The sequence below is a fragment of the Comamonas sp. CMM03 genome (assembly GCF_019218715.1).
Classification (GTDB): domain Bacteria; phylum Pseudomonadota; class Gammaproteobacteria; order Burkholderiales; family Burkholderiaceae_C; genus Comamonas; species Comamonas terrigena.
Genome location: NZ_JAHUXB010000001.1, coordinates 1,123,328 through 1,139,662 on the forward strand (window position 1 = coordinate 1,123,328; position 16,335 = coordinate 1,139,662).

Sequence of the window (16,335 nt, forward strand, 5' to 3'; positions counted from 1 at the left end):
CGGGGCTTGTCCGACATGGACGGCAGGCTTCGGCTTCACACCCATTCCAGGAGACACCCATGAACGCCCCTGACAAGTCCGCCGTGCTGGCCCCCACCGTCAAGCTGCTGATCAACGGCCAGTTGGTCGAATCCAAGACCACGCAGTGGCGCAATGTGGTCAACCCCGCCACCCAGGAAGTGCTGGCCCGGGTGCCCTTCGCCACACCCGAGGAAATCAACCTGGCGGTGAGCAATGCCAAGGAAGCGTTCAAGACCTGGAAGAAGACCCCCATCGGCACGCGTGCCCGCATCTTCCTGAAGCTGCAGCAACTGATCCGCGAAAACATGAAGGAACTGGCGGCCATCCTGACCGCCGAACAGGGCAAGACCCTGCCGGATGCGGAAGGCGATGTCTTCCGTGGCCTGGAAGTGGTGGAGCACGCCGCCAACATCGGCAATCTGCAACTAGGCGAACTGGCCAACAACGTGGCCAATGGCGTCGACACCTACACACTGAACCAGCCACTGGGCGTGTGCGCCGGCATCACGCCGTTCAACTTCCCGGCCATGATTCCGCTGTGGATGTTCCCCATGGCCATTGCCACCGGCAACACCTTTGTGCTCAAGCCTTCCGAGCAAGACCCCATGGTCACCATGCGCCTGTGCGAACTGGCGCTGGAAGCCGGCGTTCCCCCTGGCGTGCTGAACGTGATCCACGGCGGTGAAGACGCGGTGAACGCCATCTGCGACCACCCCGACATCAAGGCCATCAGTTTCGTGGGTTCCACCAAGGTGGGCACCCATGTCTACAACCGCGCCAGCCTGAACGGCAAGCGCGTGCAATGCATGATGGGCGCCAAGAACCACGCCATCGTCATGCCCGATGCCAACAAGGAGCAGTCGCTCAACGCCCTGGCCGGTGCCGCTTTCGGTGCCGCAGGCCAGCGCTGCATGGCGCTGTCGGTGGTGGTGCTGGTCGGTGACGCCCAGAAATGGATCCCCGAACTGGTGGAAAAGGCCAAGACGCTCAAGGTCTCGGGCGGCACCGAAGCCGGCACCGATGTGGGCCCGGTGGTCAGCTGCGCCGCCCTGTCGCGCGTCGAAGGCCTGATCGAGCGCGGCATTGCCGATGGCGCGAAGCTGGAGCTGGACGGTCGCAAGCCCAGTGTCAAGGGCTATGAAAAAGGCAACTTCGTTGGCCCGACCGTCTTCAGCGGCGTCAAGCCCGGCATGAGCGTGTATGACCAGGAAATCTTTGGCCCCGTGCTGTGCATTGCCGAAGCGGCGGACATCGATGAAGCCATCGCTTTCATCAACGCCAACCCCAATGGCAACGGAACGGCCATCTTCACCCAGAGCGGCGCCGCTGCGCGCAAGTTCCAGGAGGAAATCGACGTGGGCCAGGTCGGCATCAACGTGCCCATCCCCGTGCCCGTGCCACTGTTCTCGTTCACCGGCAGCCGCGCCTCCAAGCTGGGCGACCTGGGCCCCTATGGCAAGCAAGTGGTGATGTTCTACACCCAGACCAAGACCGTGACCGCACGCTGGTTCGACGACAGCACGACCAGCCACGGGGTGAACACCACCATCAGCCTGAAGTAAGCCGGCAGCAGCAGAAACGATAGCAACTGCAGTCCATGGGCCGGGCATGCAAGTCCGGCTGGCCACATGGAATCTGGGATGATGCAGACATGTCTCTGCCTGCATTTCCCAGCACGGGCCAGCCGCTGCAGTCCTTCGCCAGCCTGTGTGCCGCCAGCCTGCTGACCGTTTCTGCGCTGTGCCCTGGCACTGCACGGGCCCAAGCCGGTGCGGCCTGCGACCCGCAATCCACCGCCGTTGCCAGCCTGAACGCCTGCGCCGTGCAGCACTTTCAGGAAGTGGACACGGCCCAGAACATCCTTTATGCCGACGTGATGCGCGCCCTCTCCGCCCATGAACGCCCTGCCCTGCGCCAGGACCAAGCCGCCTGGAGCCGGCAGCGCACGCGCGACTGCAAGGCCCGCCATGCGGCCGACGAAGACCGGGCCGACTGGCCGGCGCGCTACCACCGCTGCCTGACGGCTGCCACCGAAGCATGCCATACCGCGCTGAAACACTGGCTGCACCATGGCGAAAGGCCGCCGCAATGAACGGATCCAGGCAGCGCGACCAACTGCGACCCACGGACTTTTGATCCGTTGGCCACGCCCCCAGAACAACAACGAAACGGAGACACCCGCCATGGACTTTGAACTCACCGAAGACCAACGCGCCTTTGCCGACACCGCCCGAGCCTTCGCCCAAAGCGAACTGGCCCCCCATGCGGCCGAGTGGGACCGCGAAGCCACCTTCCCGCGCGAAGCCATTGCCAAGGCAGGCGAGCTGGGTTTCTGCGGTCTGTATGCGCCCGAAAATGCCGGCGGCCTGGCCCTGCCCCGGCTGGATGCCACGCTGGTGTTCGAAGAGCTGGCTGCCGTGGACCCCTCCACCACCGCCTTCATCACCATCCACAACATGGCCACCTGGATGCTGGGCACCTGGGCCACCGATGCCGTGCGCAGCGAATGGGGCGAGGCGCTTACCAGCGGACACAAACTGGCCAGCTACTGCCTGACAGAACCCGGGGCCGGTTCTGATGCCGCCTCGCTCAAGACCCGGGCCGAGCTGGTGGGCAACGAATACATCATCAATGGCAGCAAGGCCTTCATCAGCGGCGCCGGCGCCACCGACGTGCTGGTCCTGATGGCCCGCACCGGTGACGCAAGCTCCGGCGCCTCTGGCATCTCCGCCTTTGTCGTCCCCGCCCATGCCGACGGCGTGAGCTACGGCAAGAAGGAAGAAAAAATGGGCTGGAACAGCCAGCCCACCCGCGTGATCAGCTTCGACAATGTGCGCATTCCTGCCCAGAACCTGCTGGGCCGCGAGGGCGAAGGTTTCAAGATCGCGATGAAGGGGCTGGATGGCGGCCGCATCAATATCGCCACCTGCTCGGTCGGAGCCGCCCAAGGCGCCCTCACCCAGGCACAAACCTATATGCAGGAGCGCAAGCAGTTCGGCAAACCCATTGCCAGCTTTCAGGCCCTGCAGTTCAAGCTGGCCGACATGGCGACCGAACTGGTCGCCGCACGGCAAATGGTGCGTCTGGCCGCATCCAAGCTGGATGCCGGCGCGCGCGACGCATCGACCTACTGCGCCATGGCCAAGCGCTTTGCCACGGACGCCGGCTTCATGGTCTGCAACGAAGCGCTGCAACTGCACGGCGGTTACGGTTATATCCGCGAATACCCGCTGGAGCGCTTGATGCGCGATGCCCGCGTACACCAGATCCTGGAAGGCACGAACGAAATCATGCGTGTGATCATTGCCCGGCGCATGCTGGATGGCGATGCCTGCGAGGCCATCCGCTGAAGCGCTGCGCTGCAGCCTTCTGTAGCGTGCGCCTGCGCACTTTCCATACCGTAGAAGCCGTTCCCCCCTACCATGCCCGCCCGCCCCCTGTCCGACGATACGCTGCAACTGATTGACGCCGTGCGCGAGGCCCTGGCCGAGCAAGGCAGCGATGTGGAGGAAAAGCGCATGTTCGGCTGCCATGTGTTCATGGTGGACGGCAAGATGTGCCTGGGCGTGGAGCATGACGAGCTGCTGGTGCGCCTGCCCCCCATAACCCACGCCGAAGTCGCAGAGACACCGGGTGTGCGGCCACTGTCGAGCCGCGGGCTGATGGATGGCTATTTTCTGGTGGGCCCCGCCGCCTACGCCACGCGCGCCCAGTGGCAGCACTGGATTGACGCGGCCCTGGCCTTCAACCCGCTGGCCAAGGCCACCCCCAAGAAGGCCAAACCGAAAACCGCTGCGGGGAACACCGCAGAGACAAGCGGTGCCGCAGCACGCAAGCGCTCTATAAAAAAGAGCACCTCCAGAGCACCAGAAGCGATTGAGCAGCCCAAAACACCTGCAATAACCGGCAGCCGAAAAACGGTGACGCCGCGCAAGCATTCGGTGTTTGATGACGACGACATGTAAGCCGCCGCCATCCCGCCCACCGCGTTCAGCCGATCCCAGACTTTCACCCGCCAAGCCCCAGGAACCCCGCCATGCCCCTTCGCATCGTCCAACTCGGCACCCCCCGCACCCCGGGCGAAGGTCTGCGCATTGGTACCGTGCGACGCCCGCCACGGGGCGTGCCCAAGGCGGAATTTGCCAGCCGCGACTACTACGACTGCTGGTACCCCGAGCTGTCCCCCAGCGCCGACACCATGGCCCTGGGCCAGGCCGCGCAAAAGAGTGGTGATCTCAAGGCTTGGCAGCAGTTCAACAAAGCCTTCCGCAAGGAAATGGCCGAGGCCGGCGCTGACCGCACACTGCAACTGCTCGCCGCGCTGTCGCAACAGGCCAGCTTTGCCATTGGCTGCTATTGCGACGACGAAACCCGCTGCCACCGCAGCATCCTGCGCGCGCTGTTGGCCGACAAGGGCGCGGCCATCGCCGCGGACTGACCCCGGATGGCGAAAGCATTCCATCCCGCACTCCCCCCCCCCAGGCGGCAGCACGCCACCGCACGTGAGCCACCACTGAACCGACCGCCAACCTTTTCCATACCTACACACCCAAGGAGACAGCACCATGCAAATCGCATTCATCGGCCTCGGCAATATGGGCGCCCCCATGGCCATCAACCTGGTCAAGGCCGGCCACAGTGTCAAAGCCTTTGACCTGAGCCAGGACGCCATCGCCAAGGTGGTGGCGGCCGGCGGCCATGTCGCCACCAGCGCGCAGGACGCCGTGCAGGGCGCAGAGGCCATCGTCACCATGTTGCCCGCCAGCCAGCATGTGGAAGCGCTGTTCCTGGGCAACGGCAACGCCCCCGGCCTGCTGCAGCACATCGCCAAGGGCGCGCTGGTGATCGACAGTTCAACCATAGCCGCTGCCACCAGCCAGAAAGTGGCCAAGGCCGCTGAAGCAGCGGGCATTGACTTCATCGACGCCCCGGTCTCCGGCGGCACTGGCGGTGCCATTGCCGGCACCCTGACCTTCATGGTCGGCGGCAGCGACGCCCAGCTGGACCGCGCCCGCCCCCTGCTGGAAAAAATGGGCGCCAACATCTTCCACGCCGGAGCCGTGGGTGCGGGCCAGACTGCCAAGATCTGCAACAACATGCTGCTGGGCATTCTGATGGTGGGCACCAGCGAAGCCATTGCCCTGGGCGTAGCCAATGGCCTGGACCCCAAGGTCCTGAGCGAAATCATGCGCCGCAGCTCCGGCGGCAACTGGGCACTGGAGAAATACAACCCCTTTCCCGGCGTGCACGAAAACGCGCCCGCCAGCAAAGGCTATGCAGGCGGCTTTGGCACGGATCTGATGCTGAAAGACCTGGGGCTGGCCCAGGAAAACGCCATCACTACCAAATCCAGCACCCCACTGGGCGGCATGGCCCGCGCCATTTACGCCGCACACAGCATTGCGGGGCATGGAGGGGAGGACTTCTCCAGCGTGATCAAGATGCTGCAAAAGAAATGATGGCGTAGCCGTCGGCTTTGCTTGCCTGCCGATGCCACCCAATCTGCATTGGGTGGCATTTTCGTTGTGCACCGGTGCGGCGGCACCTGTTCTCTGGCGTTCCCTTTCAAGCATCCATTCAAATTCATTCAGTTAGCGGCTCTCACACCCCATTAGAAAATTTATCCCCACGACCCTGTCTGCATTTTTCGTGGCCCTCGCTACATTGGGCTGACACGCACGGCATGCGCGCCGTCACCCCACCGCCGGGATGGTGGGTGGCTTGGACAAGGAGTTGCTATGCAGTTTGCTCTGGACAAGGTGTTGATCCTCGGTGCCGGCAAGATCGGCGCCACCCTCGCCGACATGCTGGTGGAGTTGTATGGCACGCAGGTCACGCTGGCCGATATGCATCCCCCCTCGACCCATGGTGATCCTCAGCTGCATCCTCTGCAGCTGGATGTGCAGGATGATGCGGCGCTCGCTTCGGTGCTGAACCAGCACCCTCTGGTGATCAATGCCCTGCCATTTTTCTGCGCAGCACGCGTGGCCACGGCTGCAGCGCAGCGGGGCGTGCACTACTTTGATCTGACCGAGGATGTGGCGGCCACCCGCACCATCCGCGCATTGGCACCCCAGGCACGGGCAGTGCTGATGCCGCAGTGCGGGCTGGCACCGGGGCTGATCGGCATGCTGGGTGGCCATCTGGCCGGGCAGTTTGACGAGCTCTATGACCTGCAACTGCGCGTGGGCGCGATCACGCTGCACGCCCTGAATGCGCTGCGCTACCACTTCACCTGGAGCGTGGACGGCGTCATCAACGAATACTGCAACCCCTGTGACGCCATCGTGGGCGGCCAGCTCGCCAATCTGCAACCCCTGGAAGGCCTGGAAAACCTCAGCCTCGACGGGCAGGTGTTCGAGGCCTTCAACACCTCTGGCGGCCTGGGCACGCTGTGCGAAACACTGGCCGGCCGCGTGCGCAATCTGAATTACAAGACCATTCGCCACCCGGGCCACCGCGACGCCATGCACCTGCTGCTGCACGGTCTGCGCCTGATCGAGCGGCGCGATCTGCTGCGCCAGGTGCTGGATGGTGCTGTCCCCCACAGCCGCGACGACATGGTGGTGATGGCCGCCACGGCCACGGGCATGCGCAGCGGTCGGCTGGAACAGCTCACGCACAACACCCGGCTCTACGGCGCACCGCTGCGCGGGCAGCAGCGCACCGCCATCGAACTGACCACAGCCGCTGGCGCGCTGGCTGCAGTGGAATTGTGTGCCCAGGGCCTGCTGCCGCAACAAGGCTTTGTGCGACAGGAGCAATGCACGCTTTCCGCCTTGCGCAACACCCGTGTGGGGCGCTACGTTGAAGCCCTGCTGCCCGCTTCCGCGCCGCCCGGCAACACCGTCGCCTGATCACCCTGCCGGGGTCTGCCTCTTTCTGCCCGCTGCCATGTTTGTTCTGCCCGCCATCGCCCTGCCATTTCTGCTCATGCTGGCGGTCTACCGCCTGCTGCACATCCCCCGGCAGTTGCGTGCCGGTGCCCTGCAGGTCCCGGTACGACGGCGCGCCATGCTGCTGGCGGCCACGGCCGCAGCCTATCTGGCGCTGCTGGCATACACGGTCGCATTGCTGGCGGCACTGGTACACACCTTGCTTTTTGCAGCAGACAGCCTGCCCGCCTACCTGGAACTGGCGGCCTACGCGCTGACCTACCCCCTGGTCTACCTCGCAGCGGCCTGGACCTTCTACCACGGGCTGAAACCCGTGCCACCACACATGCCCACCCACCCCTCTTCCACGGAACACCCATGACCGCGCTTTCTGCCACCGACTTTTCCACCGTACTGTCGCACTGCGGCATCGATCTGGCCGCCCACCAGGGCGATGACATCACCGTGCGCTCCCCAATCGACGGCGCAACGCTGGCCCAGTTGGCCGCACTGCCCGTGGCAGCCATGCCGGCCGTGATCGATCGCGCGGCCCAGGCCTTTCAGCAATGGCGCCTGGTGCCCGCCCCAGTGCGCGGCGAGCTGGTGCGGCTATGGGGCGAGGAGCTGCGCCGCAGCAAGGCCGATATCGGTCAGGTGGTCTCGCGCGAGGTGGGCAAGATCCTGCAGGAAGGTCTGGGGGAGGTACAGGAAGGCGTGGACATCTGCGAGTTCGCCGTCGGCCTGTCACGCCAGCTGCATGGCAAGACCATCGTGTCCGAACGCCCCGGCCACCGCATGATGGAACAGTACCACCCGCTGGGGCCGGTCGCTGTGATCACCGCCTTCAACTTTCCCAGCGCGGTGTTCGCCTGGAACGCGGCATTGGCCCTGGTATGCGGCGACCCGGTGGTCTTCAAGCCCTCGGAGAAAGCCCCGTTGTCCGGCCTGGCCACCTTCAAGGCATTGGAGCGGGCGATCGCCCGTTTTGGCGACCGTGCTCCGCCGGGTCTGGCGCAGATCGTGCTCGGCCACAGCGATGTGGCCGAGGCCTTGGTGGACAGCCCGCAGATCGCTCTGGTGTCCGCCACGGGCTCCAGCCGCATGGGCCGCGCCGTGGGCCCCAAGGTGGCGGTCCGCTTTGGCAAGCGCATTCTGGAGCTGGGGGGCAACAACGCCATGGTGGTCACACCCGCGGCCGATCTGGATCTGGCGGTGCGTGCCATAGTCTTCAGCGCCGTGGGCACGGCAGGCCAGCGCTGCACCTCGCTGCGCCGACTGATCGTGCACCGCAGTGCCAAGGCCGCACTGCTGGAAAAGCTCCTGAAAGCCTATGCCAGCCTGCGCATCGGCGACCCGCTGCAGGCCGGCACACTGGTGGGCCCGCTGATCGACCGTGCCGCTTGGGATGCGATGCAGCATTCCCTTGCCCAGGCACAGACCCAAGGCGGAACCGTGCTGACCGGCGGCCAGCGCGTGCTGGCAGAGCAGTTCCCCCACGGATATTACGTGGCCCCGGCCATGGTGGACATGCCGGCGCAAACCCCCATCGTGCAGCACGAGACCTTTGCGCCCCTGCTCTATGTGCTGACCTACGACACGCTGGAGCAGGCCATCGACTGGAACAACGGCGTGCCCCAGGGCCTGTCCTCCTGCATCTTCTCCAACGATCTGCGTGAGGTGGAGACGTTTCTCGGGGCCGCCGGCTCGGACTGCGGCATTGCCAACGTCAACATCGGCCCCAGCGGGGCCGAGATTGGTGGCGCCTTTGGCGGCGAGAAGGAAACCGGTGGCGACCGCGAAAGCGGCTCCGACGCCTGGAAACAGTACATGCGCCGCACCACCAACACCATCAACTACTCGCGCGAGCTGCCTCTGGCCCAGGGCATTCAGTTCGGGTGAAGCGGCTGCCCTGCCCCCCCCTCCACCTCCACCGGACCGGCAAGTCCAGGCCAATAGAGCTGGTCCGGCACCGCCCGGGCACCGAAAATGGCTTGGCCCACGCGCACCACGGTAGCGCCCTCCTCGATCGCTATTTCAAAGTCACCTGACATCCCCATGGACAGCTCGTCCAGGTACATGCCCGCCGGTGCACTGTGCCGCAACTGGTCCTGCAGCCCGCGCAGGCACACAAAACACTGGCGAACCCGCGCGCTGTCACGGGAGAACAGCGCCAGCGTCATCAGGCCGCGCACCCGCAGCGCAGACATGGCGGGCAAGGCGCGCAGAAACGCTGGCACCGCCTCGGGTGCCAGCCCGTATTTGCTGGCCTCGCCCGAGGTATTGACCTGGACAAAGACATCCAGCGCGCGCCCTTCTACCTGCAGGCGGCGGTCCAGGGCCTCGGCCAGGCGCAGGCTGTCCAGGGCCTGGAATTCGCTGGCAAAGCGCGCCACCAGCTTGGCCTTGTTGGTTTGCAGATGGCCGATGACCGACCAGCGCAGATCGGTCAGGTCCTGCAAAGACTCCCATTTGCCCCAGGCCTCCTGCACCTTGTTTTCGCCCAGCATCCGGCAACCCGCCGCATGGGCCAGGCGCAGGCTGGCTTCGGGTTTGGTCTTGCTCACCGGCAGTAGCCGCACGCTGGCCGCATCCCGCCCAGCGCGTTGGCAGGCCGCCGCCATGCGGGCCTGGACCGCAGCCAGATTGTGTTGAAAGTCCGCCAGAGTCAGGGCCTGGGGATAGCGACCATGCTGGTCATGGCCGGTGCGGGTCGCAGGGGGAAAGAAATTTGGAGCCGACATAGGTTCAGGCCTTGGTGACAGAGGAGGTCGCTGCCAGCGGTGCAGCACTCCCCGGGCGCCAGGGCATGCGGCCATGCAGCACGGCATGGGCCAGCAGACCGATCACCAGGCCCCAGAACGCGCCGCCAACGCCCAGCCACTGGATGTTGGCCGCTGCAGCCAGAAAGGTGATCAGCGCCGCCTCGCGGGTACGGGCATCGGCCAGGGCGGCCGCCAGACTGCCGCCCAGGGTGCCCAGCAGGGCCAGTCCCGCCAGCGTGGTGGTGAACGCAGCCGGCAGGGCCATGAAGACGGCAGCCAGCGTTACCCCGAACACCCCCACCAGACAGTAAGCTAGGCCTGCGGTCACTCCCGCAATCCACCGCTTGGACGGGTCTTCATGGGCTTCGCGCCCCGTGGCAATGGCTGCCGTGATGGCCGCCAGATTGAAGGCATGCGCACCAAACGGAGCCATCAGCAAAGAGCCCAGACCGGTCACAGTCACGATCGGGTTGGCACTGGTGGCAAAGCCATCGTTGCGCAACACCAGCATGCCCGGCATGTACTGCCCCGTCAGGGTGATCAGAAACAATGGCAGGGCCACGCTCAGCAGGCTGTCCAGCGACCAGGCCGGTGCGGTATACACCGGTGCCGCCAACTGCAGCGACAGCCCCGCCAGGTCCACGCGTTGTTGCAGCACCAGGAACGCCAGCCCCAGCAGCAGAATGCCCACCACTGCATAGCGCGCGGCAATGCGCTTGAGCACCACATAGGCCACGATCAGCAGCAGCGCCAGTGTCGGCTCCACCGCCATGCCGCCAAAGGCCCGCATGCCGAAGGGCAGCAGAATCCCCGCCAGCAGCCCCGTGGCCACGCCCGGAGGAATCAGCCGGATGACACGCTCAAAGCCCCCCGACAGCCCCAGCACCACAAAGGCCGCAGCCGATACGAGGTAAGCGCCCACGACTTCGGCATAGGGCGTGCTGGCCAATGCCGTCACCAAAAACGCCGCCGCCGGCGTAGACCAAGCCGTGATGATGGGGGCACGTGTCATCCAGCTCAGCAGCAGGCCCGTCAGACCCACGCCAATGGAGAGCGACCACACCCAGGAAGCCGTGTGCGCGGCATCCAGCCCGGCCACCCGGGCCGCCTGAAACACCAGAATGAAGGTACCGCCGTAGTTGACGATGACCGATACCAGCCCCGCCACGGCAGGGTGGAACACATCACGCAGCCGCAGCCGCGTGGACACAGAAACGGGAGCCGGGATATGAGGCATGCCTGAACAACTTTCCAACAGATCAAATGCGCCCTGGCCTGTGCGGCAGCTGGAACCTGGCTGGACGGTGGCCTGGGCATGCGCCGTTTATAAAATCCCAATGGCATGCTGATTCCAACCACTTTTTCACGAATAGCCAGACCAATTGTTCAAACACGCCTTGCTTGAATCCGTCAAAGCCTGGATGGCCGATCCGGCCCACCATGCCCTGCCCTTGCACGCCCGCCTGCAGCGCGGCCTGCGGCAGTTGATCCTCGATGGCCTGCTGGCAGCAGGGCGCCCCCTGCCTGCATCCCGCGCGCTGGCGCAATCGCTGGCGGTTTCGCGCGATACGGTGGAAACGGCCTACAGCCAGCTGCACGCCGAAGGTTTCATTACCCGGCGCGTGGGCAGCGGTAGCCGGGTGTCCCAGCAGGCGCGGAGCCTGCCTGTCCGCCCCGCAGTGCCCCCCACCGCCACAGCACCACAGCTGAGCCGGCGCGGCCAGGCCATGCTGGCCGCCGGTGGCGTCAGCGACTTTCCGGCGCCCCATGCCTTTGTGCCCGGCGTGCCCGAGACCCGCAACTTTCCATTGCCAGCCTGGGAACGGCTGCAGCGCCAGGTGCTCAAGGAGTACGGCCACCGCGCCCTGCAGCACAGCCCGGCGCAGGGCATGCTGCCCCTGCGACAGGCCATTGCCGACTATGTGAATCTGGAGCGCGGAGCCCGCGCCACACCCGAACAGGTGCTGGTCCTCACCAGCTCACAGCAGGCGCTGGGCCTGTGCGCTCAGGTACTGCTGGACCCGGGTGACCGCATCCTGATCGAAGACCCGGTCTACCACGGTGCACGCAGGGCCTTTGATGCTGCCGGCTTGGTCTGCCAACCCGTCCCGCTGGATGCCGATGGGATGCAGATGCAGCACCTTGCTGCCGCACCCTCCGCCCAGGCCATGTTTCTGACCCCGTCGCACCAGTACCCCACCGGTGCCACGCTGTCGCTGGAGCGGCGGCTGGCCGCCATCGCCTGGGCCCGGGAACACCAGACCTGGATCCTCGAGGACGATTACGACAGTGAATTCCACTACGCGGGCAAGCCCACGGCCTGTGTGCAGGGGCTGGATGCCCACGGGCGCACGCTCTATATCGGCACATTCAGCAAATCGCTGTTTCCAGGCCTGCGCCTGGGCTATATGGTGCTGCCGCCCGCGCTGGTGGCCCCCATGACCGTGGCCCGCTCCTTGCAGGACGGGCACAGCGCTCCCCTGGCCCAGCTGACCTTGGCGCGCTTCATCGAAGGCGGTCACCTGGGTGCCCACATCCGCACCATGCGCACCGTTTACGCCCACCGGCGCGATGTGCTGGCCCGGTTGCTGCGCACGCATCTGGCCGACTGGCTGGAGCCCCAGGTGCCCGCAGGTGGCATGCAAATGGCCTGCCACCTGCGCGGCGGGCTGCCGGAAGCGCAGCTGGTGGCTGCCGCAGCGCGTGCCGGCATCACCCTGGCAGGACTGTCTGCGCTCTACAGCGGCACACCGCGCCACCAGGGCGTGCTGATGGGCTTTGCAGCCCACAGCCCCATGGAGCTCGAAGCCGGCGTGCGCCGGCTGGCCGAGGTGCTGCGCACCTTACCCCGCCCGGCCTGAGACCGATAGCACCCTTGGTGCAGAGTCGCACACTGCCCCGTGAGAACAAGGCACACGCCATGCGCCCGGGGCGGCCTCACGGCGCATGCCGAGGGTTTCCGCAGCACTCAACGGGCATGGGGCCAGCAGCGCACCGCCAGGGCGGCCAGGGCAGACACCGTGGCCAGCGCCACCACGCCCAACCAACCCGCATGGTCCAGCACCCAGCTGCCCAGGGCTGCACCACCGGCCATGCCCACGAACATGCCGGTAAACAGCAGCGCATTCAGGCGGCTGCGCGCCTCGGGCGCAATGCCATAGACAATCGTCTGGTGAGCCACCAGCACGGCCTGCACACCAAAGTCAAACACCACGGCCGCCGCCACGATCAGCAGCAACTGGCCCTGTGCGCCCAGCCAGGGCGCGGTGGCCATGCTGGCGAAGGCTGCCGCTGCCAGTGCAGCGCCTGCGCGCGTCACCAGTTCGGGGCCACGGCGGTCGGCCATGCGCCCGGCCAGTGGCGCGGCCAGGGCGCCCGCCGCGCCGGCCAGTCCCAGCGCACCGGCAGCGGCGGCACCCAGCTGGAACTGGCTGTGCAGCATCACCGCCAGCGTGGACCAGAAGGCGCTGAACCCCACCGCCAGCAGGCCTTGTGCCAGGGCCGCGCGGCGCAAGGCAGCATGCTGGCGCCACAGTTCCCACATGGAACGCATCAGCGCCAGCCAGCCCAGCTGGGTGGTGGGCGCAAAGTGCGGCAGGCCGCGCCACACCGCCACAACCAGCACGGCCATGGCCGATGCCGCCAGCAGGTACATATTGCGCCAGCCCCAGAGCTGGGCCACCAGGCCACTGACCACACGGGACAGCAAGATGCCCAGCAGCAGCCCGGTCATCACCGTGCCCACCATGCGGCCACGCTGGGCGGCAGGGGCCAGTGTGGCTGCAGCAGGCACCACATCCTGCGCCATCGTGGCAGCCAGGCCAACGCCCAGGCTGGCTGCCAGCAGGCTGCCCATGCCGGGCGCCAGTCCGCTGGCCAGCAGCACCCCTACCAGGGCCACGGCCTTGACCAGAATGATGCGGCGGCGGTCATACCGGTCCCCCAGCGGGGCCAGCAGCAGAATGCCCAGCGCATAGCCCAGCTGCGTCAGCGTGGGCACCCAGCCGGCAGTGCTCGCGGACGCCTGCATATCGGCCCCCAGCAGGCCCAGCATGGGCTGGCTGTAGTACAGCGACGCCACGCTGACGCCAGCGGCCGCAGCCAGCAACAGCAGCAACGGCGCGCCAATGGCCTGTGGTGCAGGGATTGGCACGGCTGCAGCAGGTGCCGCGGTAGCGCCGGTAGGACGCTCTTCATACGTAGATTGAATGGATGACATGGTGTCCATCTGTGGTTTTGTTTCGAATGCTGCGTAGTATCTGGAGTCAGCAGGCGCTTGTGTAGTGGTCTGGCATGCAGATCTGCTATACGCTCTACGTATGGAAACAACTCTCTCTGCCGGCAGCGACCGCATTGCGCTGATGCACACGCTGGTGCGTATCGTGGAAGCAGGCAGCCTCTCGGCCGCAGCCTTGCAGCTGGGCACCACCCAACCCACCGTCAGCCGCCGCCTGCAGCAACTGGAGCGCACGCTGGGCCTGCGTCTGCTGCAACGCTCCACCCACGGCATGAAGCTGACCGTGGACGGCGAACGCTGCTACGCCCATGCCAAGTCGCTGGTGCATGAATGGGAGGCCATGGAGGCCGATCTGCGCGGCGTGCAGGATGTACCGCGCGGCCAGTTGCGCGTGCTGGTGCCCCACGCCTTTGGCCAGGACCAGCTCATGGCGCCGCTGCTAGATTACCTGCGCCGCTACCCCGAGGTGCAGGTGGAATGGCTGCTGCATGACCGCCGTGCCGACTTTATTGCCGAAGGCATTGACTGCGCCATCCAGGTTGGCCAGGTGCTGGACCCTGCAGCCATCGCCCTGCGTCTGGCCGAAGTCCCCCGCATCGTGGTGGCAGCCCCGCCCCTGGTCGCCCAGCACCCGCCAGCCACTGCCGCACAGGACCTGGCAGACTGGCCGTGGATGGCACTCAACACCTTCTACCAGCGCGAAGTGTGTCTGACCCATGCCCAGCACGGCATGCAGCGCTTTGCCATCCAGCCCCGGCTGTCCACCGACAGCCTGTATGCCCTGCGCAGCGCCGCACTGGCCGGTCTGGGGGTCGGCATTGCCTCGGCCTGGATGGTCCAGGACGATCTGCGCGCCGGCCGGCTGCAGCATCTGGTAGAGGGCTGGGAGGCCGCGCCACTGCCCGTCTCCCTGGTCTACCCGCAGGCCGCTTTCTACCCTGCACGGCTGCGCTGCTTTCTGGATGCCATGCGTGCCGCCATGCCCGGGCTCACGGGCATGCGAGCCGCCACACGCGGCTCGGCACGGCGCTGAAATGACTTTCTGTGCACCGCTGCGACCGACATCTCAGATGGCGCCGCCTGCCACGCACCCATGAAAAAAGCTCCCACCAGGGGAGCTTTTTTGCGGGCCCATTGGCGCCTGCACAGAGGTCGGAGTACCAGGTATTCCAGATCTCTCTGTGTGTTGCAGGCGCTCAATCAGCGCTTCGCTCAGTAGCCGTAGCCGCCGCCGTTGCCACGGCCGCCGCCGTAACCACCGCCATTGCCGCCGCGGAAACCGCCGCCGCCGTTGTTGCCACGGAAGCCGCCGCCGCCGAAGCCGGCAGGACGCTCTTCACGAGGACGGGCCACGTTGACGATCATGTTGCGACCGTCCCAGGACTGCTCGTGCAGACCTTCGATGGCAGCTTGTGCTTCGGCTTCCGAAGCCATTTCCACAAAGCCGAAGCCCTTGGAGCGACCGGTGTCGCGGTCCATCATGACCTTGGCGGAAGCCACGTTGCCGAACTGGGCGAATTGTTGTTCCAGATCGTTGTCGCGAATGGAGTAAGAGAGGTTACCGACGTAGAGTTTGTTGTTCATGGTTGAACTTTCAGGGGAAAAATGACCGTGCAGCAGATGCTGCAATGGACATAGGGTGGGCGGCGCGCCCTACAGGAACGCACCGCCCGGAACTTAGCGGCGCCGCGGTCCCGAAGGAGCGCCGCCGGAGCGTGTTTCGATATGGCGGAAAGTGATGCGGCCCTTGGTGAGGTCGTAGGGCGACATCTCCAGCGAAACCTTGTCACCCGCCAGGATGCGGATGCGGAACTTGCGCATCTTGCCACCGGTGTAGGCAACCAGGGAATGGCCGTTGTCCAGCGTCACGCGAAAACGTGAGTCCGGCAGCACTTCCATCACCTGTCCGTGCATTTCAATGAGATCTTCTTTCGACATGAGGGCTCTGACTGAATGAAACTGGGGGGATCTATCCCGAAGGTGTTGTGCGCTCAGGCCGGCAGACCAGGCTGGCGCAACAAACACATCCCCTGCTCCATGGCGTAGGCCACGGCAGCTTGGGCGGAGCGGAATTGCGGCACAAAGCGGAACACCCGGTCATGGGTGGCCGTGCCGTGGCCGCTGCGAATCGAAAGGGAGGCGGTGTAGTGCCCGTCGGGCATGGGCACCGAACCAGGAGACAGAAGGTATTTACCGACGACCTGGGAAAGAGAGAAGGAGTGGTTCAACAACAGAACGTGGTGCAAGAACACCGGTACAAAAAGGAAGGACTCAAAAGCAAGCCCGCTCAACGCGTTGGGGTGCGAGGGAGAAATTTTTCCGGCCCCTGGAAGGTTCAGGGCGGGAAGACCAGCGGATCAGAAGCCGCAGGACAGAAAGTACAGTCATCGTCTGATGCGATGGGCCTTGGAGCGCTTGCCGTACGGTGCCAGCGGAAGGC

General features: G+C 65.6%; 17 protein-coding genes. 11 read left to right on the top strand and 6 right to left on the bottom strand.

Annotated elements, in window-relative coordinates; genetic code table 11:
• Positions 1-59 precede the first annotated feature (59 nt).
• The 9 genes from KW830_RS05045 to KW830_RS05085 all read left to right on the top strand — a co-directional run bounded on the left by KW830_RS05045 (position 60) and on the right by KW830_RS05085 (position 8,795).
• Positions 60-1,583, top strand: coding sequence for a CoA-acylating methylmalonate-semialdehyde dehydrogenase (locus KW830_RS05045; protein ID WP_066534316.1), 1,524 nt, complete (start codon positions 60-62; stop codon positions 1,581-1,583).
• An 89-nt stretch (positions 1,584-1,672) separates the two neighbouring features.
• Positions 1,673-2,113: a lysozyme inhibitor LprI family protein gene (locus KW830_RS05050; protein ID WP_218332347.1), complete on the top strand. Its 441-nt coding sequence runs from the start codon at positions 1,673-1,675 to the stop codon at positions 2,111-2,113.
• Between the two features lie 91 nt (positions 2,114-2,204).
• Positions 2,205-3,371 (top strand): acyl-CoA dehydrogenase family protein, encoded by a 1,167-nt coding sequence (locus KW830_RS05055; protein ID WP_218332348.1) that lies wholly within the window; start codon positions 2,205-2,207, stop codon positions 3,369-3,371.
• 72 nt (positions 3,372-3,443) lie between these two features.
• On the top strand, positions 3,444-3,986 hold the full coding sequence (locus KW830_RS05060; protein WP_066534319.1) for a TfoX/Sxy family protein: 543 nt from the start codon (positions 3,444-3,446) through the stop codon (positions 3,984-3,986).
• A gap of 71 nt (positions 3,987-4,057) precedes the next feature.
• A complete protein-coding gene (locus KW830_RS05065; RefSeq protein WP_066534320.1) occupies positions 4,058-4,459 on the top strand; it encodes a DUF488 domain-containing protein in 402 nt (133 codons plus the stop codon).
• Positions 4,460-4,586: 127 nt separating this feature from the next.
• Positions 4,587-5,480: a 3-hydroxyisobutyrate dehydrogenase gene (gene mmsB, locus KW830_RS05070; protein WP_066534322.1), complete on the top strand. Its 894-nt coding sequence runs from the start codon at positions 4,587-4,589 to the stop codon at positions 5,478-5,480.
• 279 nt (positions 5,481-5,759) lie between these two features.
• Positions 5,760-6,878, top strand: a complete 1,119-nt coding sequence (locus KW830_RS05075; RefSeq protein ID WP_066534323.1) for a saccharopine dehydrogenase family protein — start codon at positions 5,760-5,762, stop codon at positions 6,876-6,878.
• Positions 6,879-6,915: 37 nt separating this feature from the next.
• Positions 6,916-7,278 carry a hypothetical protein gene (locus KW830_RS05080; protein ID WP_066534326.1) on the top strand — a complete coding sequence of 121 codons (363 nt, stop codon included), beginning with the start codon at positions 6,916-6,918 and terminating at the stop codon, positions 7,276-7,278.
• Positions 7,275-8,795, top strand: coding sequence for an aldehyde dehydrogenase family protein (locus KW830_RS05085; protein WP_218332349.1), 1,521 nt, complete (start codon positions 7,275-7,277; stop codon positions 8,793-8,795). The genes KW830_RS05080 and KW830_RS05085 overlap by 4 nt, the downstream gene beginning before the upstream one ends.
• On the opposite strand, the gene KW830_RS05090 is transcribed toward KW830_RS05085, so the two are convergent.
• Together KW830_RS05090 and KW830_RS05095 are read right to left on the bottom strand one after the other, a co-directional pair.
• Positions 8,783-9,637, bottom strand: coding sequence for a YggS family pyridoxal phosphate-dependent enzyme (locus KW830_RS05090; RefSeq protein ID WP_218332350.1), 855 nt, complete (start codon positions 9,635-9,637; stop codon positions 8,783-8,785). The two genes, KW830_RS05085 and KW830_RS05090, sit on opposite strands and share 13 nt — an antisense overlap.
• 4 nt (positions 9,638-9,641) lie before the next feature.
• Positions 9,642-10,895 (bottom strand): benzoate/H(+) symporter BenE family transporter, encoded by a 1,254-nt coding sequence (locus tag KW830_RS05095; RefSeq protein WP_218332351.1) that lies wholly within the window; start codon positions 10,893-10,895, stop codon positions 9,642-9,644.
• Positions 10,896-11,040: 145 nt separating this feature from the next.
• Here KW830_RS05095 and KW830_RS05100 point away from each other — a divergent pair, with 145 nt between their 5' ends.
• Positions 11,041-12,519: a PLP-dependent aminotransferase family protein gene (locus tag KW830_RS05100; protein WP_218332352.1), complete on the top strand. Its 1,479-nt coding sequence runs from the start codon at positions 11,041-11,043 to the stop codon at positions 12,517-12,519.
• Between the two features lie 107 nt (positions 12,520-12,626).
• On the opposite strand, the gene KW830_RS05105 is transcribed toward KW830_RS05100, so the two are convergent.
• Positions 12,627-13,877: an MFS transporter gene (locus tag KW830_RS05105; RefSeq protein ID WP_218332353.1), complete on the bottom strand. Its 1,251-nt coding sequence runs from the start codon at positions 13,875-13,877 to the stop codon at positions 12,627-12,629.
• Positions 13,878-13,977: 100 nt separating this feature from the next.
• On the opposite strand from KW830_RS05105, the gene KW830_RS05110 reads away from it, so the two are divergent.
• Complete coding sequence (locus KW830_RS05110) at positions 13,978-14,928, top strand: LysR family transcriptional regulator (RefSeq protein WP_066534336.1); 951 nt, start codon at positions 13,978-13,980, stop codon at positions 14,926-14,928.
• Positions 14,929-15,107: 179 nt separating this feature from the next.
• Here the strand turns inward: KW830_RS05110 and KW830_RS05115 are convergent, their stop codons facing one another.
• The 3 genes from KW830_RS05115 to KW830_RS05125 all read right to left on the bottom strand — a co-directional run bounded on the left by KW830_RS05115 (position 15,108) and on the right by KW830_RS05125 (position 16,186).
• Positions 15,108-15,479 (bottom strand): RNA-binding protein, encoded by a 372-nt coding sequence (locus KW830_RS05115; protein ID WP_066534338.1) that lies wholly within the window; start codon positions 15,477-15,479, stop codon positions 15,108-15,110.
• A 93-nt stretch (positions 15,480-15,572) separates the two neighbouring features.
• Positions 15,573-15,833 carry a translation initiation factor IF-1 gene (gene infA / locus KW830_RS05120; protein ID WP_066534340.1) on the bottom strand — a complete coding sequence of 87 codons (261 nt, stop codon included), beginning with the start codon at positions 15,831-15,833 and terminating at the stop codon, positions 15,573-15,575.
• A 53-nt stretch (positions 15,834-15,886) separates the two neighbouring features.
• Positions 15,887-16,186 carry a hypothetical protein gene (locus KW830_RS05125; protein WP_255578192.1) on the bottom strand — a complete coding sequence of 100 codons (300 nt, stop codon included), beginning with the start codon at positions 16,184-16,186 and terminating at the stop codon, positions 15,887-15,889.
• Between the last annotated feature and the right edge of the window lie 149 nt (positions 16,187-16,335).